The 22,997-nt window shown below is 55.7% G+C and carries 28 protein-coding genes and 1 tRNA gene; 14 read left to right on the forward strand and 15 right to left on the reverse strand.

The features are described from left to right. Positions 1-186: 186 nt before the first annotated feature. From ACR0DH_RS07550 to ACR0DH_RS07575, 6 genes are all read left to right on the forward strand, one after another. Positions 187-1,302 carry a THUMP domain-containing class I SAM-dependent RNA methyltransferase gene (locus tag ACR0DH_RS07550; protein WP_480548054.1) on the forward strand — a complete coding sequence of 372 codons (1,116 nt, stop codon included), beginning with the start codon at positions 187-189 and terminating at the stop codon, positions 1,300-1,302. Between the two features lie 73 nt (positions 1,303-1,375). Next, positions 1,376-1,452: transfer RNA gene (locus ACR0DH_RS07555), tRNA-Pro, on the forward strand. Between the two features lie 369 nt (positions 1,453-1,821). Continuing rightward, positions 1,822-3,240 carry a circularly permuted type 2 ATP-grasp protein gene (locus ACR0DH_RS07560; RefSeq protein WP_480548056.1) on the forward strand — a complete coding sequence of 473 codons (1,419 nt, stop codon included), beginning with the start codon at positions 1,822-1,824 and terminating at the stop codon, positions 3,238-3,240. 2 nt (positions 3,241-3,242) lie between these two features. After that, complete coding sequence (locus ACR0DH_RS07565; protein ID WP_480543940.1) at positions 3,243-4,184, forward strand: alpha-E domain-containing protein; 942 nt, start codon at positions 3,243-3,245, stop codon at positions 4,182-4,184. 3 nt (positions 4,185-4,187) lie between these two features. Continuing rightward, positions 4,188-4,985: a transglutaminase family protein gene (locus ACR0DH_RS07570; RefSeq protein ID WP_480548058.1), complete on the forward strand. Its 798-nt coding sequence runs from the start codon at positions 4,188-4,190 to the stop codon at positions 4,983-4,985. Between the two features lie 11 nt (positions 4,986-4,996). Further along, complete coding sequence (locus ACR0DH_RS07575; protein ID WP_480548060.1) at positions 4,997-5,728, forward strand: proteasome-type protease; 732 nt, start codon at positions 4,997-4,999, stop codon at positions 5,726-5,728. A 296-nt stretch (positions 5,729-6,024) separates the two neighbouring features. Here the strand turns inward: ACR0DH_RS07575 and ACR0DH_RS07580 are convergent, their stop codons facing one another. The 11 genes from ACR0DH_RS07580 to ACR0DH_RS07630 all read right to left on the reverse strand — a co-directional run bounded on the left by ACR0DH_RS07580 (position 6,025) and on the right by ACR0DH_RS07630 (position 12,891). Then, positions 6,025-6,411, reverse strand: a complete 387-nt coding sequence (locus ACR0DH_RS07580) for a hypothetical protein (protein ID WP_480548062.1) — start codon at positions 6,409-6,411, stop codon at positions 6,025-6,027. After that, a complete protein-coding gene (locus ACR0DH_RS07585; RefSeq protein WP_480548064.1) occupies positions 6,412-6,786 on the reverse strand; it encodes a hypothetical protein in 375 nt (124 codons plus the stop codon). A gap of 13 nt (positions 6,787-6,799) precedes the next feature. After that, positions 6,800-7,234, reverse strand: coding sequence for a DUF3995 domain-containing protein (locus ACR0DH_RS07590; protein ID WP_480548066.1), 435 nt, complete (start codon positions 7,232-7,234; stop codon positions 6,800-6,802). A gap of 141 nt (positions 7,235-7,375) precedes the next feature. Continuing rightward, on the reverse strand, positions 7,376-7,711 hold the full coding sequence (locus ACR0DH_RS07595; protein WP_480548067.1) for an antibiotic biosynthesis monooxygenase: 336 nt from the start codon (positions 7,709-7,711) through the stop codon (positions 7,376-7,378). Beyond that, complete coding sequence (locus tag ACR0DH_RS07600) at positions 7,711-8,001, reverse strand: putative quinol monooxygenase (protein WP_480548069.1); 291 nt, start codon at positions 7,999-8,001, stop codon at positions 7,711-7,713. The genes ACR0DH_RS07595 and ACR0DH_RS07600 overlap by 1 nt, the downstream gene beginning before the upstream one ends. Positions 8,002-8,106: 105 nt before the next feature. Then, a complete protein-coding gene (locus ACR0DH_RS07605) occupies positions 8,107-9,003 on the reverse strand; it encodes a helix-turn-helix domain-containing protein (RefSeq protein WP_480548071.1) in 897 nt (298 codons plus the stop codon). A gap of 326 nt (positions 9,004-9,329) precedes the next feature. Beyond that, positions 9,330-9,794 (reverse strand): GNAT family N-acetyltransferase, encoded by a 465-nt coding sequence (locus ACR0DH_RS07610; RefSeq protein WP_480543932.1) that lies wholly within the window; start codon positions 9,792-9,794, stop codon positions 9,330-9,332. Positions 9,795-10,225: 431 nt separating this feature from the next. Next, entirely contained in the window at positions 10,226-10,882 is a 657-nt protein-coding gene (locus ACR0DH_RS07615; protein WP_480548073.1) for an SDR family NAD(P)-dependent oxidoreductase, read from the reverse strand. Between the two features lie 92 nt (positions 10,883-10,974). Next, positions 10,975-11,517: a nuclear transport factor 2 family protein gene (locus ACR0DH_RS07620; protein ID WP_480548075.1), complete on the reverse strand. Its 543-nt coding sequence runs from the start codon at positions 11,515-11,517 to the stop codon at positions 10,975-10,977. A 16-nt stretch (positions 11,518-11,533) separates the two neighbouring features. Continuing rightward, the gene (locus ACR0DH_RS07625) at positions 11,534-11,980 is read right to left on the reverse strand and encodes a nuclear transport factor 2 family protein (protein ID WP_480548077.1); all 447 of its coding nucleotides are present in this window, start codon (positions 11,978-11,980) and stop codon (positions 11,534-11,536) included. Positions 11,981-11,991: 11 nt separating this feature from the next. Further along, positions 11,992-12,891 carry an alpha/beta hydrolase gene (locus tag ACR0DH_RS07630; RefSeq protein WP_480548079.1) on the reverse strand — a complete coding sequence of 300 codons (900 nt, stop codon included), beginning with the start codon at positions 12,889-12,891 and terminating at the stop codon, positions 11,992-11,994. Between the two features lie 102 nt (positions 12,892-12,993). Here ACR0DH_RS07630 and ACR0DH_RS07635 point away from each other — a divergent pair, with 102 nt between their 5' ends. Continuing rightward, a complete protein-coding gene (locus tag ACR0DH_RS07635) occupies positions 12,994-13,896 on the forward strand; it encodes a LysR family transcriptional regulator (RefSeq protein ID WP_480548081.1) in 903 nt (300 codons plus the stop codon). A gap of 1 nt (position 13,897) precedes the next feature. Here the strand turns inward: ACR0DH_RS07635 and ACR0DH_RS07640 are convergent, their stop codons facing one another. From ACR0DH_RS07640 to ACR0DH_RS07655, 4 genes are read right to left on the reverse strand one after another with little or no spacing between them, the layout of a single operon-like run. Further along, positions 13,898-14,677 (reverse strand): heme ABC transporter ATP-binding protein, encoded by a 780-nt coding sequence (locus ACR0DH_RS07640; RefSeq protein WP_480548083.1) that lies wholly within the window; start codon positions 14,675-14,677, stop codon positions 13,898-13,900. 3 nt (positions 14,678-14,680) lie between these two features. Further along, positions 14,681-15,757 (reverse strand): FecCD family ABC transporter permease, encoded by a 1,077-nt coding sequence (locus ACR0DH_RS07645; protein WP_480548085.1) that lies wholly within the window; start codon positions 15,755-15,757, stop codon positions 14,681-14,683. Beyond that, a complete protein-coding gene (locus ACR0DH_RS07650) occupies positions 15,754-16,605 on the reverse strand; it encodes a heme/hemin ABC transporter substrate-binding protein (RefSeq protein WP_480548087.1) in 852 nt (283 codons plus the stop codon). The genes ACR0DH_RS07645 and ACR0DH_RS07650 overlap by 4 nt, the downstream gene beginning before the upstream one ends. Further along, entirely contained in the window at positions 16,602-17,657 is a 1,056-nt protein-coding gene (locus ACR0DH_RS07655) for a hemin-degrading factor (RefSeq protein WP_480548089.1), read from the reverse strand. Before ACR0DH_RS07655 ends, ACR0DH_RS07650 begins: the two co-directional genes overlap by 4 nt. Before the next feature lie 237 nt (positions 17,658-17,894). On the opposite strand from ACR0DH_RS07655, the gene ACR0DH_RS07660 reads away from it, so the two are divergent. From ACR0DH_RS07660 to ACR0DH_RS07690, 7 genes are all read left to right on the forward strand, one after another. Further along, on the forward strand, positions 17,895-19,907 hold the full coding sequence (locus ACR0DH_RS07660) for a TonB-dependent receptor domain-containing protein (protein WP_480548091.1): 2,013 nt from the start codon (positions 17,895-17,897) through the stop codon (positions 19,905-19,907). 28 nt (positions 19,908-19,935) lie between these two features. Next, positions 19,936-20,376 (forward strand): hypothetical protein, encoded by a 441-nt coding sequence (locus ACR0DH_RS07665; protein WP_480548093.1) that lies wholly within the window; start codon positions 19,936-19,938, stop codon positions 20,374-20,376. A 4-nt stretch (positions 20,377-20,380) separates the two neighbouring features. After that, positions 20,381-21,046 (forward strand): MotA/TolQ/ExbB proton channel family protein, encoded by a 666-nt coding sequence (locus ACR0DH_RS07670; RefSeq protein ID WP_480548095.1) that lies wholly within the window; start codon positions 20,381-20,383, stop codon positions 21,044-21,046. Beyond that, positions 21,036-21,407 carry a biopolymer transporter ExbD gene (locus ACR0DH_RS07675; protein ID WP_480548097.1) on the forward strand — a complete coding sequence of 124 codons (372 nt, stop codon included), beginning with the start codon at positions 21,036-21,038 and terminating at the stop codon, positions 21,405-21,407. Before ACR0DH_RS07670 ends, ACR0DH_RS07675 begins: the two co-directional genes overlap by 11 nt. Further along, the gene (locus ACR0DH_RS07680; protein WP_480548099.1) at positions 21,404-21,799 is read left to right on the forward strand and encodes an ExbD/TolR family protein; all 396 of its coding nucleotides are present in this window, start codon (positions 21,404-21,406) and stop codon (positions 21,797-21,799) included. The genes ACR0DH_RS07675 and ACR0DH_RS07680 overlap by 4 nt, the downstream gene beginning before the upstream one ends. Then, positions 21,796-22,611, forward strand: coding sequence for an energy transducer TonB (locus ACR0DH_RS07685; RefSeq protein WP_480548101.1), 816 nt, complete (start codon positions 21,796-21,798; stop codon positions 22,609-22,611). The genes ACR0DH_RS07680 and ACR0DH_RS07685 overlap by 4 nt, the downstream gene beginning before the upstream one ends. 105 nt (positions 22,612-22,716) lie before the next feature. Beyond that, entirely contained in the window at positions 22,717-22,932 is a 216-nt protein-coding gene (locus ACR0DH_RS07690; RefSeq protein ID WP_480543918.1) for a hypothetical protein, read from the forward strand. Positions 22,933-22,997 lie beyond the last annotated feature (65 nt).

The raw sequence follows: 22,997 nt of genomic DNA on the forward strand, positions 1-22,997 counted from the left end.
CCAATGCAATCCGCCAGCGTGCTTTCGATCAGGGACCCTTTACGCGCGCCGCGCACGAAACGCAAACCTGTTACCGCCGAAAAACCCGACAACCGCTTCACTTTCTGCTTAGTCCACCAATTCAAGGGCAATCTAGCACAAAAAAACCGTGTCGCGCCCGATTTGTATCCGGTGTAAGCAACCCCCATGAAAACACCCGGTATGTTCGAAATTTTCCTAGTGGCCACCCCAGGCTTGGAGGCACCGCTTTGCGAAGAAGCGGTCGAGAATGGATTCGAGAATGCACATCGCGTTGCGGGTGGTATCAGTTGCAGGGGAGACTGGGCCGAGGTCTGGCGCGCCAATCTTTCCTTACGCGGGGCCAACAAGGTTCTGGTGCGCATCGGCAGTTTCCCAGCGGTTCATCTTGCACAGCTAGACAAACGGGCACGCAAATTTCCCTGGGCTGATTTCCTGCGTCCCGACATCCCCGTGAAGGTCGAGGCCACCAGCCGAAAGTCTCGTATCTATCACGCCGGGGCCGCGCGCCAACGGATCGAACGCGCAATCACCGAGACATTGGGCGCACCCGTCGCCTCGGACGCTGATCTACGCGTCATGCTACGGATCGAGAAAGATGTTTGCACCCTGTCACTGGACACCTCCGGAGAGCCTTTGCACAAACGCGGACACAAACCCGCAATCGCCAAGGCTCCGATGCGCGAAACCATGGCCGCAATGTTTCTGCGATCCTGCGGTTTTGACGGATCCGAGCCAGTGCTGGACCCGATGTGCGGTTCGGGCACGTTTGTAATCGAAGCGGCAGAAATCGCCCTTGGTCTGCAGCCCGGTCGATCTCGGCGGTTCGCATTCGAGTATCTGGCAGGCTTTGATGCCGCTGCATTTGAAGCGCTGTGTCAAGGCGGGCCCACCACCGAGACATCTCTGATCTTTCGCGGCTCGGACCGCAATGCCGGCGCGGTTGAGGCTGCCAGTGCCAACGCGGCTCAGGCAGGGGTCTCAGATGTCACTCGGTTCGCCCACCGCACTGTCAGCGACATAAAGCCCATCGGCGATCAGCCCGGCCTTGTGATCGTAAACCCACCTTACGGTGCCCGCATAGGTGATGAGAAACGCCTGCGCGCGCTTCACGGCAGCCTGGGCAAAACCCTGATGTCCCGCTTTCAGGGCTGGCGCGTCGGGATCGTCACCAGCAACCCCTCTCTTGCTCGCGCTACACGCCTGCCCGAGTTGTCAGCCGGCCCCGTGGTCGATCATGGCGGCACCAAAGTGAAGCTCTACCAAACCGGTCCCCTGCCCTGAACATACGTCCTGCGCATGTCTCACAATGCCCCTTGCACATCCACCTCACCGCGTATAGACCCCGCGCCACGGTCGGAGTGTAGCTCAGCCTGGTAGAGCACTGTCTTCGGGAGGCAGGGGTCGGAGGTTCGAATCCTCTCACTCCGACCAATGGAACTGGATCGTTACCCTGCTATCTAGGTGATGCTGTCCTCACTTTGCCCGCAGTTTTGGTTCGCAGTAGGAGGCAAAACGATAGCCCGGTATTCAAGTTGTTCTTCGACCTTGATCAGCTACAGGTACGCGGAAACGCCTAAGTGCGACACAAGGTGAAACGCAGCCTGCCCAGCAAACCCTTTAAATGGCTCCGAACCTGAAAAGGTTCGGAGCTTTGCGATTGCCCCAAGCACTTCCAACTAATGCGTTTCTAAGAACTTCACGTCATTCAACCAGCCCGAAAATTAGACGTTCCGATTGAGCGGATCAATCAAACGCGTGTGAATAGCTTGAACATTCTGGCTAGATCGTGAAACTTCTCTCATGAGTGAATATTTTGATGAGATGTTCAACGGCGACGGATCGCTGAGAGGTCCGTATGAAGAAATCGGCCGTTGGTTCAACGCTGAAGACGCATCAAGATTGCGGGCTAAACAGCGCGAAGCCGAAGAAGTTTTCAGGCTGACAGGGATCACTTTTAACGTTTACGGCAAAGCCGAAGCTGAGGAACGGTTGATCCCATTTGATATCGTGCCACGGGTCATTTCCGCGCGGGAATGGCAACGGCTGGAACGCGGCATCGAACAGCGGGTCCGCGCGATCAACGCTTTTCTCCACGACATTTACCACCGTCAGGAAATTGTCCGGGCCGGGCGCGTACCGGCTGAGATGATTGCCGGAAACGAAGCGTTCCTCCCGCAGATGCTTGGCGTCTCACCACCCGGTCAGGTCTATACGCATATTGTTGGTGTCGATTTGGTGCGAACCGGTCCGGATGAGTTCTTCGTGCTGGAAGATAACGCGCGCACACCGTCCGGGGTGAGCTACATGCTCGAGAACCGGGAAACGATGCTGAAGATGTTTCCCGAACTCTTTAGCGCCACAAATGTTCGGAACGTTTCCGACTATCCACGTAGTCTCAGGCGGTCTTTGGCGGCCTGCGCTCCAACTTGCGCAGAGGGTGAACCCACTGTCGCGGTCCTGACACCCGGCATATATAACTCGGCCTATTACGAGCACGCGTTTCTCGCGGATCAGATGGCTGTCGAGTTGGTCGAAGGGCATGACCTGCGCGTTGTCGACGGGCGCGTCTGTATGCGCACTACGAAAGGCTACAAGCCTATCGATGTTCTCTATCGTAGGGTCGATGACGATTTCCTGGATCCGCTGAACTTCAACCCCGATAGCGCCTTGGGCGTGCCGGGTATTCTGGACGTTTATCGCGCAGGCGGTATCACAATCGCCAACGCGCCTGGAACAGGCATTGCCGATGATAAGGCGATCTATTCCTACATGCCCGAGATCGTAGAGTTCTACACAGGCGAAAAGCCTCTGCTTCAAAATGTTCCCACCTGGCGCTGCAGCGAGCCCCAGTCTCTGTCCTACGTGCTAGACAATCTGTCCGATTTGGTCGTGAAAGAAGTGCACGGGTCTGGCGGCTACGGAATGTTGATCGGTCCAACGGCCAGCAAAAAAGAGATTTCGGCTTTCCGTGACAAACTCAAATCGCGGCCAGCAAACTATATCGCCCAACCGACATTGTCGCTTTCGACGGTTCCGATTTTCGCACGCTCTGGGCTGGCGCCCAGACATGTCGATCTGCGACCGTTCGTCTTAGTGTCTCCCGAGGGGATCAAAATAACGCCTGGCGGTTTGACCCGCGTGGCGCTCAAGAAGGGATCGTTGGTCGTGAACTCAAGCCAGGGCGGCGGGACCAAAGACACCTGGGTTCTGGAGGACTGACCATGCTGGGAAAAACTGCCGGTGGGCTGTTCTGGATGGCTCGATATCTGGAGCGTGCTGAAAATACGGCCAGACTGCTTGAAACAGGGCAAAGGATGGCTTTGACCCGCACCAAGAACTCAGCCGAGGAATGGGGCTCGGTTCTGAAAACAGCCGGAGTTCTGGATGGGTACCATGCGAAATACGAAGACATCTCAAAAGACAATGCTGTGGATTGGATGCTACGCGATGCGGATAACCCATCTTCGATCAAGTCGGTGATTAAACAGGCACGGAACAATGCACGCCTCGTTCGAACTGCCCTGACACATGATGTCTGGAGTGCGGTAAACTCGACCTGGATGCAATTGGATGAGGCTATGAAGCGGCGCGTGAATGAAAGGGATTTGCCTGCGACGCTGGAACTTATTCGGCATCAGGCGGCCTTGGTCCGCGGGGCAATACTGGGGACTATGTTGCGCAACGACATGTTCGACTTCGTTCGCCTCGGAACGTTTGTCGAGCGCGCCGATAACACAGGGCGCATTCTGGATGTGAAGTATTACGTACTTCTGCCTACCGCCTTCTCGGTCGGTTCATCACTGGACAACATCCAATGGGAAAGCATCTTGCGCTCGGTAGGTGCTGGCGGCGGGTACCGAATGACCCATGGCGACAAAACACGGCCTTCTGATATAGCGCAGTTTCTGATCCTGGACCAACGTATGCCACGCAGCCTTCATTTTTGTTGCAGGAAACTGCAAGAGAACCTGTCCTATCTGAAGAAGGACTATGGCTTTGCCGGACCTTCGTGTGAGGCATCAAATGCTCTCTACGAAAAATACCTAGATCAGAAAATCTCCGATATCTTTGAGCTTGGCCTCCATGAGTACATTCAAGATTTTCTTAACGATCTCGTTGGCTTAAGCCGTCAGATCGAGATTGATTACCGGTTTTACGAGTAGCCAATGAAACTGCACATTCGACACGAGACACGATACGATTTTGACGCGCCAGTTCCCTTTGGTCTGCAACAGCTGAGGAAGACACCAAAGTCATTCCGAAATCAGAACATTGAAAGCTGGAACACCGAAATCACAGGCGGGCGCAAAGAACTGACATTTGAAGATTGCCACCGCAACACTGTGGAATTGATCAGCTTCGAAGCCAATACCCAAAGCATTTCGTTGATTTCCGAAGGCGTTGTCGAGGTGGAAGACACCCATGGCGTGCTGGGGCGTCACGAAGGATCCACACCATTATGGCTTTTCGAAAGAAGCACCCCGCAGACGACGCCAGGCAAAGGCGTTACCGACTTGATCAGAGCGTTGCCCGAAGGTGAACCGCTAGAACAGATGCATGCCCTGTCTGAAGGTATTCGAACTCGGGTCGCGTACGAGATTGGAAGCTCGCATCCGGGCTGGAGTGCGGAGGATGCCCTCGATGCTGGACGCGGTGTGTGTCAGGATCACACGCATATTTTCATTACCTGCGCGCGACAGATCGGTCTGCCAGCACGGTATGTATCAGGCTACCTGATGATGAACGAGACGGAACTGCAGGACGCGACCCACGCCTGGGCCGAAGTGTATCTGAACGGGCTGGGTTGGGTCGGGTTTGACGTTTCAAACGGAATATCCCCTGATGATCGTTACGTACGTGTCGCAACCGGTCTGGACTATGCACAAGCCGCACCGGTAATAGGGAACAGAATAGGGACAGCAGGCGAGCAATTGACAGTGCAATTGCAAGTCGCACAGCAGTAACGGAGAAATTGATGACCTATGCTGTGGGCATGCGGCTGAATCGCGGGCTGGTGTTCATGTCCGACACACGCACGAATGCAGGCGTCGACAATGTTTCCACCTTTAACAAGATGTTCAACTGGACAGTCGAAGGGGACCGGTCGATCACAATTCTGACGGCCGGAAACCTGGCGACCACTCAGGCGACCATAAGCCTGCTGGAAGAACGCACAAAAGCACCGGCAGATCGTTCACCGTCGATCCTGGAAGCACCGACAATGTTCCAAATCGCACAATTGGTGGCCGCCACGCTGAACGACGTTATCGAAGAGCACGCCCGATCCGGTCAGGAAGCCGACAGCGCCTTTCACGCGACACTCATCCTTGGAGGACAGATCAACGGCGGCCCGTCTCGCCTGTTTCTGATTTACCCTGAAGGTAACTTTATCGAGGCCGGAGAAGACACCCCATTCTTCCAGATCGGAGAGACAAAGTATGGTCGCCCAATTCTGGTACGCGCCTATGATCCAGAAATGAACTTTCCAGAAGCTGTTAAACTCTTGCTTGTGAGTTTCGACTCTACAATCAAGGCAAACCTATCAGTCGGGGCTCCGCTTGACCTGCTTCTCTACGATGAAGACAGTCTTGCAGGTGGTACACGATCCAGGTTCGAACCTGACGATCACTACTTTCGCACAATTTCCGAGGGATGGGGTGACGCGCTGAAATCGGCCTTATCCAAACTGCCGGAGTACGACTCGTAAGAAATCTGAACGATTGAATGTCTGATCCGCACAGTGAGCGATAAGGTTCAGTTTGATGATGTACGCGTTTAGGTTGCATCTTGTTCTGGTCCCAACAATCGAACTGGCCCAATCAGATGAGGCGGCCCGCTAAGGCCGCCTAACAATTGCTACTTTAGCTTAAGCCCAATTTATGCCCGGATGAGGTCCGAACAAGGTTCTGAATCCAGATGTTGAAAGCCGCTTGATCAATTCGAGGCAACCCGATTGTGGGGCGTGATGTTGTGCAACAGAGCAAGAAACATCTTGGTTCAGGATTACCTTTTTCTCGCATCCTCGGCGCGCCAAAGAAGCAGCGCCACCAAAGTTTCCGTGGTTATCGCCAGCCACACCCCAGGACCAATCTCACCTCGTGCGAACTCGATAGCACCAAGAATAGCCAGACCAATCAGCAGGAATACAATCGCCAACACGATGCTTCGTCGTGTCGGGCTTGGTGGATGTGTTGCGATTGCCAGCATCAGGAAGGCTAAACCTCCAAACATGATGCCAGCGCGCCGAGCGATCACCGCTGACCCTTGTGAAGCGCCAAGTTCAAACAGTTCAAGGACAACACCTGGTGCAAAGATGAGTGCCAAACTCAGCGCTGTGAATAAGCCCCCGCAAATCTTGCATTGATGCGTGAACGAAAGCGCCTGGATCATTTAGGTCAAACCTTGATAGGCCGCGTAGAATAGCCATCCTATCGTCAGGAAGAACACCCACGACAGATGGCGCCCCCGCCCGGCGATAAGGGCGATCAAACCAATCAGCACAAATAACCCAGCGCCACCCAGCAGGAAGGCGGGAATAAACAGCTCGGGCCTTGTCTCAAACAAAACCAACAAAACGGCAAGTGCGAGCCAAAACAGCGACAAGGCATGCCACCCAAACTGCAATGTTAGAACGGTGTTTCGGCGGCTGCCCAAGATGATTGGCAGATCACTGCGGCGGCAGATTGGGTTGATCAAGCTGACCCCACCCAGCACCAAGTGCATGAGCGAAACACCAACAAGAAGTACGGCTGCGATAACAAGCATCTAAAGCCTCGGGTCATAGAAACAGAATCAGCGCGCACATGGCCCCCAAAGTCAGGATCAGAGGGCTATAGTAGCGGCGGTTGTTGGTGCGAAATGGCTCATAAATGCTGGCGAGTGCGAGATCTGTATACCCAAGAGCTCCGCGCAGTAGAAAAACGATGGTTTCCAAGACCAGCAGCCAGAAAGTGATCGGGGCAGGAAAGGGCGAAGGTAGCACTTCGGTTTGCGCTAAAGGCAAGAGCCCAGCCGCCGCGATAGCAGCGGCTGCCAGGATAGTGATGTCAAATTTTGCACCCTGACTGATCTTCGGATCCAATGCTGGACCACCTACCGCGCGCGCGAGCTGATCCTCGGTTGCGAAGGGCCATGGCTTACCGAAAGCCCAAACCAAGTGTAAACCCGCGATCGGAAAAAGGATTCCCGCAACGGCAAGAGCCAATACTGTCATAGCATCATGCTCCCGCAGCTACATTCAGCCTGCGTTTTGCCCGTAATCTTGATTTGTCGCTGGATTTCAGGTGCCACACGCCAAGGGTAGCGCACAGGCACGCTACAGCTGCGACGAAAGGGAATGAAATGTGGCATCCGATCAGACCTCAAGCCTTGTGTATACATTCGCTGCGGGCTTTGGCTCGGACGTTCGCCAGAAACGTGCGCTTGCCTCTTTTGAAACCCATTGCTGAAAGACAGAGATTCCTCCATCGGTTTGCTGAAGAACGTCCACCTTCATACAACCCGGTGCCTGACGAAGTTTGCCGACAAGATCTGCGGCTTGTAGCGCAGTACGAACCTGTACGATTTGCAAAACTGGCACAGCCAAGACGCTTGTGGCGGGGCCCGGCCATGCGGCAAGCTGATTTGCCAGACACAAAGCCGGAACCGCGGCAATCACAGAACGCCGTGTCAAAGAAACAGTTTCCGCCATCACATCACCATACGGTCGTAGTAAGTGACCTTAGGCGGGCCTTCCATGAACCCCAGCAAGGCGGCCATCACACCGCGTTCTTCGATGAATGCGATATATGCCTGATGATGATCCCGGCTCATCCACTCTTCGTGAATTAGGAAAGCGCGCGAGGCGGGATCGTAGTAAAGTGTAACGCTTAGCGCGCCATCAAAGCCGCGCACATTCGGCAAGTTTTCCGCAAGGAATGAAGACAGTAAGTCAAACTCACCTTCTTTCATTGTCATTTCTAGTGTGACCCAGGTTGTCATAGTTGATCTCCTTCAATGATGCGGAGATGCTGACACCAAACCCAGTAGCCGCGATAGAAAACGCGCCAAGGAAATCGGGATTACAGGTCAATTTCGACGACTAGATCACGCGATATGCAGTCGATGCTGCTTGGGTGTTTCGTGAAACAGGCCTTTATACGCTTTGATAAAATGCGAGGTATCCGAAAACCCCGCCTGCAGAGCGATATCTGCTATCGTATCCCGGCTGTTGACGACTTTGTAACGGGCATGCTCAAGCCGTGCACGTCTAAGCCAGACACTTGGAGTTTCACCAAACTCACGCTTGAAATCCCGCTGAAAGGTCGAAACCGAACGTCCCGACAAAGTCGCGTAGTCTGCAATCGACAAATCGGTCAACGCATGCGCGCGCATGATCTGCTTAATATTGCGGCGGGCACGATTGGCATTCTCATGTACCAGAAAGCTATAAAGCTGCCCATCATCATGCAAATGTAGCAGCAAAAGTAGCTCCAGAAGCTTTGCCTTTACAAGCGCGGGTGGGACAGTCAGATCATCATATACTTTTGGTAACGCATCCACATATCCCTGCAGCGAAGGCGAACCTGCAAATAGTGCTGTCTTGCTTTTGGGCGCGGGTGTCAGACCTTTGGACGTTGCCGCGAGATAGTCGGCAATCACCGCGTCGCTAAAGAAAAATAGATAAGCTTCCAACGGGCCATGCGCATCTGAGAAGTCTGAAATCATATGATGATGCCTGGGAACCAATAGTGTGTCTCCAGGTTTGACCGTCGTCTCCTCGCCATCCGGGTCAAAGAACGTCTCTTGCCCCTTTAGCACATAGGCAAGGCAGGGTGCGTTCGAAAAAAATTCTGTACCGAAGGCATTTTGGTGCAGAAGCTTGTGAAAGATTCCAGCCCGACCGCTTGCCATAACGGTCTGCGCGCCTGCGAATTGATACAAGCCTTCGGGGATAAGAAGGACATCACTGTTTGATGTCGCGATCGAATTCAGTTGAGCCATTAAGAAGTGCCTCTGCGCGCGGGTGAGCGTAACCTTCGCTGTGTTTTGAGGCAACGGAACACGCGGCGACAGATGGGCGCAGGTGAAAAAGTGAGGAAGCGGCCGGAGGCGCTCAACCGACCACAGCTTTCTTGCCGGATTACATCACGCGTCTCGACCTTGCCTGAGAAACACCGAAAGTCAGAGGCATGCGCACCCTTCCTGCGTATGAAAGCAGCAAACCATCCATCAGTTGAACCAAATGCTGTGCACGGGGCGTTGAAAAACCCCGTGCACTGTTTTCAACCACCAGCGATCTTATGCTGGCCGATGGTAGGGGTATTGTTTCAAAGCGCCTTTCTGAAGATCACTTTGTCGTCCCCTTCAGCCCAGAAATCGCGTATCCGCGCCTCCTTCTCGTAGCCATTTTTTGCGTAGAACCTGCGCGTGGCTGCGAAGTCATCGGTTCCCGAGGTTTCGACGATCAGCATACGTTGTTCCATTTTGATCAAATGCTGCTCCGCGGCTTTGACCAGATGGGTGCCCAACTGATGACCCTGATGCTGCGGATGCACCGCTAAGGCAAGCATGTTCCATGTACCGTCCGCAAGTTCTTCGGGGACGGTATAGCATAGACCAACAGCCTTGCCATTCAGGTGACAGGTCAACCAGAAAGCGCTGGTTTGTTGTGCTAGAAAAGGGGCCAGCATGTCGGGCAGCAGTTCAGCTGGGAACAGCTCTGTCGCGTCCAACACCTGTTGAAGCGCCGGGATCTCTTCGTCTTGTGTTTCTTTGATGACTACATTTTCCATTGTGTGTTTGTCCTATCGATTATCATGGTCAGAACACAGGCCACTGGCAGCGTCTCGATGTGCTGCGGTGTCTGTTTCCGGATCTGTTGAGTGATTGTCTTTCGCCTATCCCTGCAGGGTGAATTGCCGTCCGGCATATTCCCAGACTGGATCGCTCCACTTAAGGTCCGAACAGGCAAAACACGCTGCGGGTGCTTTGAGGTTCTCAACAAAGTCTCTCTTGAGCTTATGGCAAAACAAAAGGCTTCCAGCATCGCGCCTGGAAGTCCTTTGGTTCAAATTGGCCCAACCCAGTGGACCTTAGCGGCGGACCGCAATCGTAGACATAAAATCTCCATCACCCGTCGATGCTTGCGGGTGTAGCTCTCAACTAGCGTCGTAAACCCAGTCAGGCAAGTAGATATGCGTAAATGGTCAGAAACTGTTCACGCCTACCAGTCAATGTTCTTTCGATCCCGAAAGAACCCACCTGTCGGACCAGCTTCAGGTAGTGTGGCAAGCCAAATTGCCGTGTCTGCGCCGTCCTCGGGGGATCGGTTTGCACCGGCTCCACCCATTCGCGTCCGCACCCAGCCAGGACACATGGCGTTGACCTTGACCGTCTCAGGCAAGGTTCTGGCACTTGCCAGTGTGATGGCATTCAATGCTGCTTTGGCCACCCCATAAGCAGCGGGCCCGGCCAAGCCTTCAGAAAACGCGCCCCAACCTGATGAGACATTTACAACCCGGCCATACCCGCTTGCCACCATATGCGGGGTCAAGTGATGCATCAGCAGGTACGGCCCATGAACCATTGCCGCCATCGACATGTCAAAATCGGTAGGATCGTTCAAAAGATTGCCAGACCCGAGGATACCAGCGTTGTTCACAAGCACATCTACTGGGCCGGCCTGCTCGACCGCGGCGGCAATACTCGCTGGGTTTGCCACATCAAGCAGAAGAGCCGTCGCGCCGACCTGTTGTGCTGCGGCCTGACCAGCATTCAGATCCCGGCATCCAATCAGCACCTCCATCCCCTTGGCTTTCAGACCTTTTGCGATCGCAAGACCAATCCCGCGATTGGCCCCGGTAACAAGTGCACGCTTCATCCCAACCTCCTGCATGACATCGTTTAAGTGCGTGTTATATTTCGGACGTCCAAAAGGTCACTCACGAGATCTGAAACCAACTTAGGCAAAGATCAGTTCTGATTGCTGGCAACGCGTTCCGCCGCAAGTGCAGGCAGGTTCTCATTTCCCAGTTGTGCACGCAGATTCGCGCGCATGAATGTGATTTTCCAGCCAACTTCGGTTTTTACCAACTCATGCTGGTAGTCACCGATAAAAACCCATGTATCCTCGCCATCATTTTCCAGAATGTGCGTGGCATAGATATTGGCCGTTGTTGTTGCAGTATCACCATCGATTTCCACAGATTCCGTGCCCATCAGGTGATGTGTACGATCATATCCCGGCAAGACCGTCTGCCACGCGCCCACAATCTCGGATGGCAGCAACTTGGGCAACTCGGCGGAGGTGCCCGCCGAGGCGTTGGCATAGGAGGTATAGTCGAGAACTGCACCCTCGGGATGAAATTGTGCTGCGACCTGATCCCAATCGCCCTGATCGGCATAGTAACCTACGTTGTTGATGGCATTCAGGACCTGCTGTTCGTCCGTCAGGTCTGCAAAAGCAGCCGAAGTAAGCGTCATAGCGGCGAATGCGGCAACGATTGATTTCAACATAAGTCTCCTCCTGAGTTTAAGCTGCGGCCCGGCGTTTTGCCTCGGCGGCAAGGTCCGGGTTTCCCGACGCGTATTTGAAATTGAAGCGCATGGATGACAGCCGCCAGCTTTCCTGTGCGCGGATCAGATCAAACGCGTAGGTTCCAACGATGAACTGCAGATCGCCACCCGGATGGTCGGCGATGTAATGCGTCGCCATACCATGACACTGAACCTCAGCATGGTGCCCATTCTGCTCAATAATCAGATTCCCAATCTGATGATGAACGTGATCGAAGAAAGGCAGCAGCTCTGCCCAGGCCACTGTCAGCGCTTCTGGTGCTACGTCCGATGCCGGTCCTCCGCCATAAGTCGAATAGTCGACATGAAATGGATCGGTCATCAGCTCTTGCACTGCGGTCCAATCACAACAGTCGACCGCAGCAAAGAACCACGAAACGGTATTGGCAATATCCGTCATCATTGCTCTACCCTTCATGCTTTGAAGAAATTTGCCACGGCATCTGCCGAAGCGTTGACCACATCAGCGCGGTCGTAGAAGTCGAACTGGGTGACGTCCTCGGCCAACCAAAGCTTCTCTAACGGTGCCTTCGTGCGTGCCTCATAGGTTGCGGCACCGGCAGGCAGTGCGATTGAAGGCGAGCCAACCATGAGGATCGGCTTGGTCAATCGATCTGCCGAGGTCTGAGCATCATAAGTCAGCCAAGGTTTCCAGCTGAGGGCAGAAAACTTGTTGTCGTAAGCGGGGATCAGGCCACGATCTTCTTCGGTATAGTATGGCGCCTGATACATCACTGCGGTCTCATCGGTCGAGCTGGCACCCAACAAATTGGTGTCGGCTGCATCCGCCGCCTCACTGGCAGAAATCAGCGCCATGGCCGCATCTGCGCCACCATAGATACCCTCGGCCATTTTGGGATCGTGCAGCCAAGGCGCGACCAGAGCGAGTTTCGAAAGCCGAGTATCGTCGGCGACCGCCTCGGCCATGTAGCCAGACGACGCACAAATTCCTAAGCCCGAAACGCTGCCGATGTCATCCCGACTGGCCATGAACGTGACCGCGGCTTTGATATCGGCTGTCTTTACCACCGGATCTTCGACATAGCGCGGCGCGCCTTCGCTTTCGCCCCAACCGGTAAAGTCGAACGCCAGCGCCGCGACGCCGCGTGCTGCCAATTCACGGGCATAGGTGCCCGGCATCTGTTCCTTCACCGTGGTCCAGGCCCCCGTAACGATCGCCCCGGGTAGCGCGCCCGCCTTTTCAGCGGGTTGGTACAAAGTGCCTCTAAGCGTCGCACCATTGCTGTCAAAGCTGACTGCTTGGGATGTCACGCCTTTTCGATCAGGTTGGTTTTGCAGGTTGATCGTCGCCATCGGGTCTCTCCATCAAGGCCGTTGTTGATGAGAGATGTAACTGTTCACATGAACTGTGATAATATAGCTATCAACCACCACTATAGTGTATGAAATCGAATAATGAGACTGCCTCTTCCGACCTTGGAAATCTTTGATGCCATCGCCCGCGAAGGCTCGTTCAAGGGCGCCGCTAACCGGCTTGGGCTGCAACCTTCGACGGTCAGCCATCAGCTCAAAACGCTCGAGGCGCAACTGGGTACAGCGCTGATAATCCGCACCACGCGGTCGCTAAGTCTGACAGAAGCTGGCCGAGCCTTGCTGCGCGGCGCTGGCCCGGCGTTTGATCAATTGGCGGACGCGGTCGAGACGGCCCGCTCTGTCGGTCATGCCCCGCGCGGTGCGTTGCGCCTGGCGATGACCGATTTCGTCTACGAGCTCTATGTCAGCCATGCGCTGGAAAGCTTTCGAAGCACCTATCCTGACATCGAAATCGAGATGGCGTTTACCGACGCTCTGACCGATCTGTTGTCAGAAGAACTGCATGCGGGTTTCCGTTTAGGAGACCGCATCGCCCCCGACATGGTCGCGGTCCGGCTCAGCCAGTCTGAACCGCTCGCCGTTTTGGCCAGTCCGACATATCTAGAGCGATGCGGAATTCCAAATACACCAGCCGAACTGCTCAAACATGATTGTATTCGCTATCGTTTTCCCACCTCGCGTCAAATCGCACCCTGGACATTCATTGACCAATCTCAGGACTACACAGTCGAGGTCACAGGGCCGTTGATCGTCAATACACTACCAGCAGTCGTTGATCTGGCGCTGAAGGGTCATGGGCTGATATTCACCTTCAGGGATTATTGTGCAGATCAGATCAAACAAGGGACATTGGTGCCCGTGTTGCAGGATCACTTGGGCAATACGCCCGGCACCTACATTTATTTCCCCCGAGAATACCGCAACATGGTTCCGCTACGATTGTTCATCGATCACCTGAAATCTTCGGTTCTGGACCGGCCATAGATCAGCCCGATAGCGCCTGCGGTAACACGAAAGGAATATCTGTTGGCGGCAGAGTGTTGATGGGTAGATCGATGCCATAGACCTGCTTCATGGTTTCAGTGTTCAGAACCTCAGACACTGTGCCCGACATCCACATGTGACCTTCGGACAAGATATAAACCAGATCGGCAAACAGCGCCGTCAGGTTAAGATCGTGCATTACAACAACAACGCCGCCGCCTTTGGCCGCGAAGTCGCGCGCGATACCCAGGACGGTGAACTGATGCGCGATGTCCAGGCTGGCGACAGGTTCGTCTAACAGCAACCAACGGGGTTGGTCCTGATCCGTTGCCTCCCAAACCTGGGTCAACACGCGGGCCAGTTGGACACGCTGCTGCTCTCCGCCCGACAGGTTCTGATAGGATCGGTTTTCAAACCCGGCAAGATCGACATGCGCCAAGGCCTGCGATGGCAAATCCTCTTCCGTAGCGGCCAAGCCATTGGACAGTCCTAGCCGTACAATTTCGTGTACGGTAAAAGGGAAGGCCACCGTCGTTTGCTGCGGCAACACACCCCGCATCGCCGCCAATTCCCAAGGGCGTAGCTCTGCAATGTCGTGGCCATTCAGTAAAACGGTCCCCGTGCCCACCAGCTCGCCGCTCAGTGTCTTCAGCAGGGTTGATTTGCCCGACCCATTCGGACCGATGATTGCCGTGACCTGCCCGGGTTGGGCTGTAAATTCCACGCCGTGCAGAACCTCTTTGCGTCCCAGACAGACACGAATGTTCTTCGCCTTCATCATGGTTTACATCCCCATCTGCCCGTGGCGTCGCAACAAAATCCAGAAAAAGACCGGCGCGCCCAGTATCGCCGTGACGATTCCGATGGGCAGCTCTGCCGGGGCGACGATAACCCGACTGATCATGTCGGCACATAGCAGCAGCGTTGCCCCCAACAGAGCCGAGTTCATCAATAGCCGGTGGTGATCAGGTCCGGTGCTGAGCCGCAACAGATGCGGCACAACAATACCGATAAACCCAATACCGCCTGACACAGCAACCGCAGCCCCAGTGGCCCCCGCAACCGTAAGAACAGCGATGTTTTTGCAGCGCTGCACCGGGATGCCCATGTGATGGGCAATCGCCTCACCCATCGCCAGACCATTCAACGCCCGCGCCAAGAACTGTGTGCAAATGATGGATGCCAGAATGATCGGGGCTGCCGTTGCAACCTTGGCCCAGGTCGCCCCGGCAAGCGACCCCATACCCCAGAAAGTCAGGTCCCTAAGTTGCTGGTCGTCGGCCAGATAAACCATGACGCCTGTCACTGCTCCGAACAATGCAGCAAGCGCGATCCCTGCCAGCAGCATTGTGGCGACCGAAGTCTGCCCCTGCCGGGTTGAGACATGATAAAGGATCAGGACAGATGCCCAACCACCCAGGAACGCGGCAAGTGCGATCAGCCCGTCCCCGACCCAGGCCAGCAATGTGACAGGAAGCAAGCCGCCAAAGACAATGGCCGTGATCGCACCCAGCCCAGCCCCAGCGCTGACACCTACTATACCAGGGTCCGCCAGCGGGTTGCGGAACAATCCCTGCATCACCACCCCGGAGACAGCTAGGGCCGCTCCGACCAAGACGCCCATTGCGAGGCGTGGCAGGCGCACATCCCACAGGACGACCCTGTTGAGATCGGATAGGGGACGCCCCTGGATCAAGTCCGAAACGGCCGTGATCAAAGAGGCTTGGGATGCGCCGACAGAAACACTGATCGCACTGGTCGCGATCAGCACCGCTATCAGACCCAGGGTGATACGTCTGGCGCGAACATGGCGATCCTGAAACTCGGCACGCGCTGGCGCGCCATCCAGAGCCAAGGTCATGATCCGTTCACATCCCGCAACGCAGCTGAAAGATCTGCAATTGCCTCGGCGGTGCGCGGACCAAAGCCCAACAGATACGCGCCCGGCATCCGGATCAAAGAGGTGGATCGACCTGCCGGTGTCAACTGGATCGCAGGCAGGGAAAACAGGTCTTCGTCCGAAACCGCATGATTTCCCTGACGCTCCATCATCAGGATCACATCCGGGGCGGTGACGGCAAGCGCCTCGGGCGTGATGGGTTTGAACCCCTCAACCGCGGCGGCGGCATTGATACCACCGGCCATCCTTATAATGCTGTCCGCCTGCGTGCCTGCACCGCCGACAGTTATGTCTCCGTCGCGTGCGTTCAATATGAACAGGACACGTTGCCGATCCTGCCCGGCCAGGTTCTGCGCATTGTTTTTCGCCAATGCCATCTGCTTAGACGCTTGGGCGGCCAGCGCCTCGGCCTCGGCCTCAACCCCCAAAGCGGCGCCAATGGTCAGGATTTTCTCGACAACCCCATCGAGCGAAAAGGTGTCGGCTACCGTGACATAATCCACCCCTGCCTCTTGCAAGACTTTGATCGCATCCGGCGGGCCGGACCCCTCGAGCGCCAAGATCAGATCGGGCTCAACCGACAGCACGCCTTCGGGCGACAAAGCGCGGCGATAGCCCACGTCCGGCAATTCAAGCGCGGCTTTCGGATAAGTCGAAGTTCGATCACGGCCGACAAGCCTGTCTTGCTGGCCCAGCGCATAGATGATTTCCGTGACCGAGCTACCGATGGCAATCACGCGCCGGTCATCTGCCAGCGTGGTACCGGCAGACAGGATCAGCGCCGCGATAGAAGAGATGAGGGCTCTCATTTCTTGACCTCTTGTTCCGACAAAGTAGGCAGCCCATCAACCAAAGCGTTCCAGGCCGGGCGGTGATCGCTTTCACCCGAGCGACGCCCGAAGATCTGAAAGATCAGCGCGCCTTCGGCATCGAACACCTCGACCGATACGGCCGGGCCACGCTGCGTGGGCTTGTTCACGGCCCAAACCTCAGCAATGTGGTCGGTGCGCAGGTGTAGGTTGAAATGCGGATCAAGCACGTTGAACCACGGACCCATCTGTTTCAGCGTTTCGACCGGACCGCCGTGAATTTCGATACATCCCCGGTTGCCGACAAAAACCATCACCTCAAGACCCTGATCGCGCACCTGCTCGAACATCCCGGCAACGATATCGGTCTGCAGTGGCCGCGTCAGAGGTGCGCCTGCGATCTGATAAGCCCCCAGCCGGTTCATTTTGAGCTTTGAGGTCAGGCGCATGAACTGATGCGTATCCGTCATCTTGACCCATTCGCTGCGCAGGATATCAGCTTTCTCGGGGTTGGCCTTGGGTGCTTCGGTCGCTTTGCGCGGCTCAACCGATAGGGTCTGCGATTGATCCTCTGACGCCAGCGCCCGCGTCAAATGGGCCCAGTGACCCAAATCCGATCCTTCAAGCAGAAAAATCTTGTGCACGGCATCGCCCGCCGCATCAAACACCTGGATCGAGCGACGCGTTCCCGTGTCGGTCTCACGCTCAACCGCAAAGGCATGTTTCCAGTGGCTGGGGAACATCCGCAAATCAATTGCTTCGGTTAGAACCATCGCAGCATGAGAACCCGAATGGTAGTTGTCGTATTGACCAACTTTTTCGATGACACAGGACGGATTACGCGTTAGCGCCATGACCTCGCCCAATCCGTTCAACTGACCAAACAAATCATCCAGATTGGCCGATATCCGGGTCGCCCCCTGCCCCACAAAAGCTGCAACCAGCTGTCCTTCGGTCAAGCCGAGCGATTCCGCCAAGTCCCGATCCCGCTTGCCCGCCTTGTTGACATAGGCCTCGCGGATATCCTGAGGGGCCATAAGCACCTGTTCCATAGTCGGTTTCCCATCTTTTGGTGGTTTTGAAGATGCTGGCCCGGTCACTGACGCCGTCAGTGACCCGCTGGCAGAGACTGCATAAACAGTCACGAAATTTGTTGACTGTTTTAGTAAGCTTTATTAACGAGCACAAGTCATCGCCGAATGACGATTCTGAAAGACACCAAAAAAGACTGACTAAAGCCAGCGGCTTGCAAGCATTTCCAGTCCTTACACATGCATAGGGGGACAGATATGCGTGCACAAATCCATATGGCAGGCCTACTGGGCACTGCCTCTTGCCTCAGTTTGATGACAGCCGCCGCTTGGGCGCAGGAACAGGATGACGGTTTCCTGGGCACGCTGGAGCTGGGCGAAAGCAAACGGGAAATCCAGACCGACACGGCAGTGCCGATCACCAATATCGATCAGGAAGAGATCAATGACCGTCAGGCCAACACCGTCGCCGAACTGATTGATACCGTACCTGGCGTGACACTGGTGAACGGCTCGACCCCGCAAGGGTCTGGTATCAATATCCGAGGCTTTGGGGCCAACGGGACTTTCGGCACAGATCAGAAAGTTCTGATCCTTGTCGACGGCGCCACCACCGGCGCGGAAGAGCTGTATCGGATCGGCAACCAGTTGTTCACTGATCCGCAGCTTTACAAAAGCGTATCCGTGATCCGCGGTACCGTTGGATCGTTCGAGTTCGGCTCGGGCGTTGTCGGCGGTGTGGTTCAGCTGGAAACTAAGGATGCATCCGACTTCACAGGCGGCGTTCCCGGCGTCAAACTGCGCCAACTGCTCGAAGCGTCTACGAGCGGAAATGGTTTTGTCTCGTCCTCGATCCTGGCCTGGCAACCAAATGAACAAACCGAGTTCCTGTTGAGCTACACCTATCGGGATCAGGACGATCAGGAAGATGGTAACGGCGATACCATCGGCAATAGTGAATTCACGCTTCCGTCCTATCTGATCAAAGGTAAGTACAGTTTTGGCGACAATCTGGAACACTCGATCACCGCGTCCTGGAACAACTCGACCTCGGACGAGAAAGACGTGCCTTACGACTCGTTCAGCGTCACGGCAGACGCCTTTGGCAATGTGGATCGACGGATTGAAAACCGGGTTGCCATACTGCGGTATCAATATCAACCGGCTGGAAATGATCTGGTCGATCTGGATGTGAACCTTAGCTATTCCGACCAGAGGATCGACAACACCTACATCGCGGGTTCATCCCCTCTGGAAGGGTCTCCGTTTTTCCCATCGCTTCTGGACCTTGCCGAGGCCGAACAGCGGTACGAGACGACGAAACTCACAATCAAGAACACGGCCTATTTCCAAACCGGTATCGCGTCACATGATCTGCGCGCCGGGATCGAGTTCATTGATCGCGATCGCTTGGATGGCGGTGATGCTGCCCCCGGCGGGACAGATCGTCGTTTCGCACTGTTTGCGGTTGATGACATCGGGATCGGCGACAGCCTGACCCTCACCCCGGCCATACGCTACGAGAAACAAGATATCTCTGGCGACTCAGATGCGACACCACCGCTGAACGCAAGCTATGACAACGATGCACTGATGGGTGGCCTGTCTGCGCGCTACGAGTTCAGCAATGGCTTCGCGATTTTTGGCAGCGGGGCTTACACGGAAAACCTGCCCATTATTGACGATCTCGGCACCGTGGCCTTGATGAATCAGTCCGAAAAGGCGCGGACATGGGAAGCGGGCTTTTCTTATAATGCGGGTGATGTATTTGCCACGGGCGATGTCGTGCGCGCCAAGGTAAATGCCTATGAGACGACCTTGTGGGACATCACATCCTACCGCGACGTGGACAATGTCAAAGCTCGCGGCGTGGAAGTTGAGGCCTCATACGCAAATGCCGGTGGTTTCTACATGGATTTCAATACCAACATCGTCCACGCAACCGAGTCGGATGCCGGTGTCGAAACCCGGTGGAGGAACGAACCTGCCGACACGGCTCGTCTGACTGTCGGCCAGCGCTTTGGTGAAACGCTGGATGTCAGCTGGGAAATCCTTGGATCCCGTGCCGGGTTCGATTCGTCAGGCGATCCTTTGGGTGGGTTCGGCGTGAACACGCTCCGCGCCAGCTACTTCCCGCAAGAAGGGGCTTTCAAAGGCTTTGAATTCTATGCCGGGATCGAAAACATCCTGGACAAAGATTATCAGGGCAGCCTTTCGTCGCGCCGCGCACCCGGCCGGAACTTCAAGTTCACCGTCGCCAAAACCTTCTGATCTGACAAACGAAAGGACCATCATGAAAATGGCATCATATAGAAATGCTCGGCTGGTCCTGCTGACCCTGCTCCCAATTCTGGGGGCAGGGTTTGCCAGTGCTGAAGAGCCGGAAAAGCCCAAGGGCATCTCGATCGAGCTCAGCTCGGCCGAAGACAAGGACCAAAGCTGCATGGTCAGCTTTCTGGTCGAAAACTCCTACGACATAGATATCGACGGCGCGGTCTATGAGACTGTGCTGTTCGGTGCTGACGGCAAAGTTGCCTTGCTGACCCTGTTGGATTTCCAAGACCTGCCCGCCGGTCGCCCGCGCGTGCGTCAGTTTCAGTTTGCCGAAATGGCCTGCAACCAGATCAGCCGCATTCTGATCAACGGGGCGCAGGACTGCACCCATCAGGGAGATATGCCAGACGCCTGTATGTCGGGCCTGATGCTAAAAAGCCGCCTCGAAACCGAGATGATTGGATAGGCAAATGGATGCGATCTTGCAGAACCTGAAAGGTATTCTGGCACTCGGCGGACCCGTTGTTGCGATCTTGATCGTCACATCAATCGCGACGCTGTCGTTGATCCTCTACAAGCTATGGCAATATCGGGCAGCCGGGGTGGGCCGACATATCGAACTGTCCCGCGCCATTCTGGCCTGGGATCGTCAGGATCGTGCCAACGCGATGGCGCATCTGAATAAAAGCCGCAGCTATCTGGCCCCGGTGATTGCCATGTCTCTCGGCGGCGATGGAACCGCCTTGTCGGATCGCGTCGATGCCGAGTCTGAGGCGCGGTTTGCCCAGCTTGAACGGGGCTTAAACGTGCTAGACATGGTCGCGCAACTTGCGCCACTTCTGGGCCTGTTCGGCACCGTCCTGGGCATGATCGAGGCGTTCCAAACCTTGCAAGGTGCGGGTAATGCAGTTGACCCTGCGCTTCTGGCCGGTGGTATCTGGGTGGCCCTGCTGACCACCGCCGCAGGGCTTGCAGTCGCCATGCCAACCTCGCTTGTGCTCACCTGGTTCGAAGCGCGGATGACCCGTGAACGCATCTTTGCCAATCAGGCGTTGCGCACGGTCTTTGCCCCTGGCCATGCAGCCCAGGAACATACCGGCACCCTGCCTGAGGTCACCGCAGCGCATGTCGCTTGAGACCCGCCGAAAACGGCGCAGACGCCTGTCGATGACATCCCTGATTGATGTCATTTTCCTGCTGTTGTTGTTCTTCATGCTCACCTCAACCTTCTCGAAATTCGGAGAGATTGAGTTCGCCACCACCTCGCCTGGCGGGTCAGCTTCAGACGCGCCCATGCGATTTGTGAAACTTGAAAGGGATCGCATTCTGGTCGATGGGTCCGAGGTTCAGCTTGGTGCAGTTGCCGCCTTATTCGACGGCGAGGCCGAGCAATTGGCGCTGATCAGCCTGAGTCAGGATGCAACGGCGCAGCAGTTGATCGACCTTCTGACAGCGCTGCGCCCCGTTGCACAGCTACGCACGCAGGTCATCGGATGATGCAGCTGAAACCCAAAGCCAGGCAGATGCGAGAGCCTACGATTGCCCTGATCAACGTCGTCTTTCTGATGCTGGTTTTCTTCATGATCGCGGGAACGCTCGCCCCGCCGCTGAACGGTTCGGTTCAATTGGTTGAAACGCAGGAACTTGAGGGGCGAGAACCGTCGGATGCTCTGGTCATTCGCGCAGATGGGGTGCTTGAATATCGCGGGGCCGAGCTAACAGATGCCGAGGCCTATGTTGAACGCGCCTCAATCGACTTTCCGCTCGATGACGTCCGCCTTGTGCCCGACAGATCGGTCCCTGCAATCCGCTTGAAAGAGGTCAGCGATGCCCTGCACACCTTGGGAGCCACGAAAATCTATGTCGTGACAAAGCGAGGTTTGCCATGATCCCCAGATCCCGCGCCATTGCCGCGCTCGCAATCCTGTTGGCCGCCGCGACGCATAGCCTTGCGCTGCATGAGTTTCGCACGGACGAGCCCGTTTTGGTAGAAGGCGGTGGATCTGTTGAAACAGCCGCGCTTGGATCCTCCTTCAAGGATTTCGTCGCCGGAACCGCCCCCTCGACATCGGCTGAGACGCAGCAACAACCGGTCGGGCCAAACCAGCAAGCTCAAAAAGCAGTGCCTGAGACGAAATCTTTAAAAAGCACAGCACCATCCGTCACAGAGGCAGTTCCAGCTACACCGCGCGTAACAACTGCACAAACCTCACTCTCTCTCGAGAAACCTGTGGCCCAGAAGCCCATCGCCGAACCAGCGACGGCCGCGAAGACGCCGCCCGTCCAAAAGCCCGAACCCGAGAAAACAAAAACCGCCGAAACTCCAGCGAAGGCTGGAAACGCCGCGCAAGACCGGAAGAAGGGAGCGGCAACGGGCAAGACGGCAAAGGGTGCAGCTACGGCGCAAAGCGCAACGCGAACCGCCTCGACCCAGGGCAATGCAGAGGCCAGCAACTACGCCGGTCAGGTAAAGCGCAGAATCCTCCGGGCGCGACGCAAAAGCGTGAACATCAAAGGATCGGTCCTGATCACGTTCCACATTGCAGACAACGGTACGCTTCAATCCGCGCAGGTTTCGCGCAGTTCGGGGTCAAAAAAGCTCGATCAGGTCGCATTAGCCCAAATCCGTGCTGCGGCCCCGTTCCCAGTCCCGCCACCTTCGGCACGACGCCAATACACCTTGGAGATCAAGGGAAAATAGCGCGGCAAGGTGTCCGAAAGCCCCATCACTTTTCCAACGGCTTGATATTGAAGCTTGGCATGCGCCCACCAAAAAGTGTTCAATCGGGGCAGCAAGGGGATCGGCATGCACAAACCGGAGCGTTTCGAAAAGTTTTATTTCGCCAAGGTGGGCATGGGTGAGGCCTGTGGCTGCGCCGAGCGTGTTATCGACGTCTATGAGTTCAATCGCAAAGGTGGAACCCAGTCGAAGCAAGCCCTGAAGAAAGACAAGCGCAAACGTCGGTCATTTCGATCATGGGCAATGAAATACGGGTTGCTCAGCCGGAAGCCTCGGGCTTAAACCTACACCAGAAAAGTCAGGCGCAAACCCAACCGGAGCCCCGTCGATTGGGACCGGATCACCCC

This window comes from Ruegeria sp. I1 (assembly GCF_056532675.1).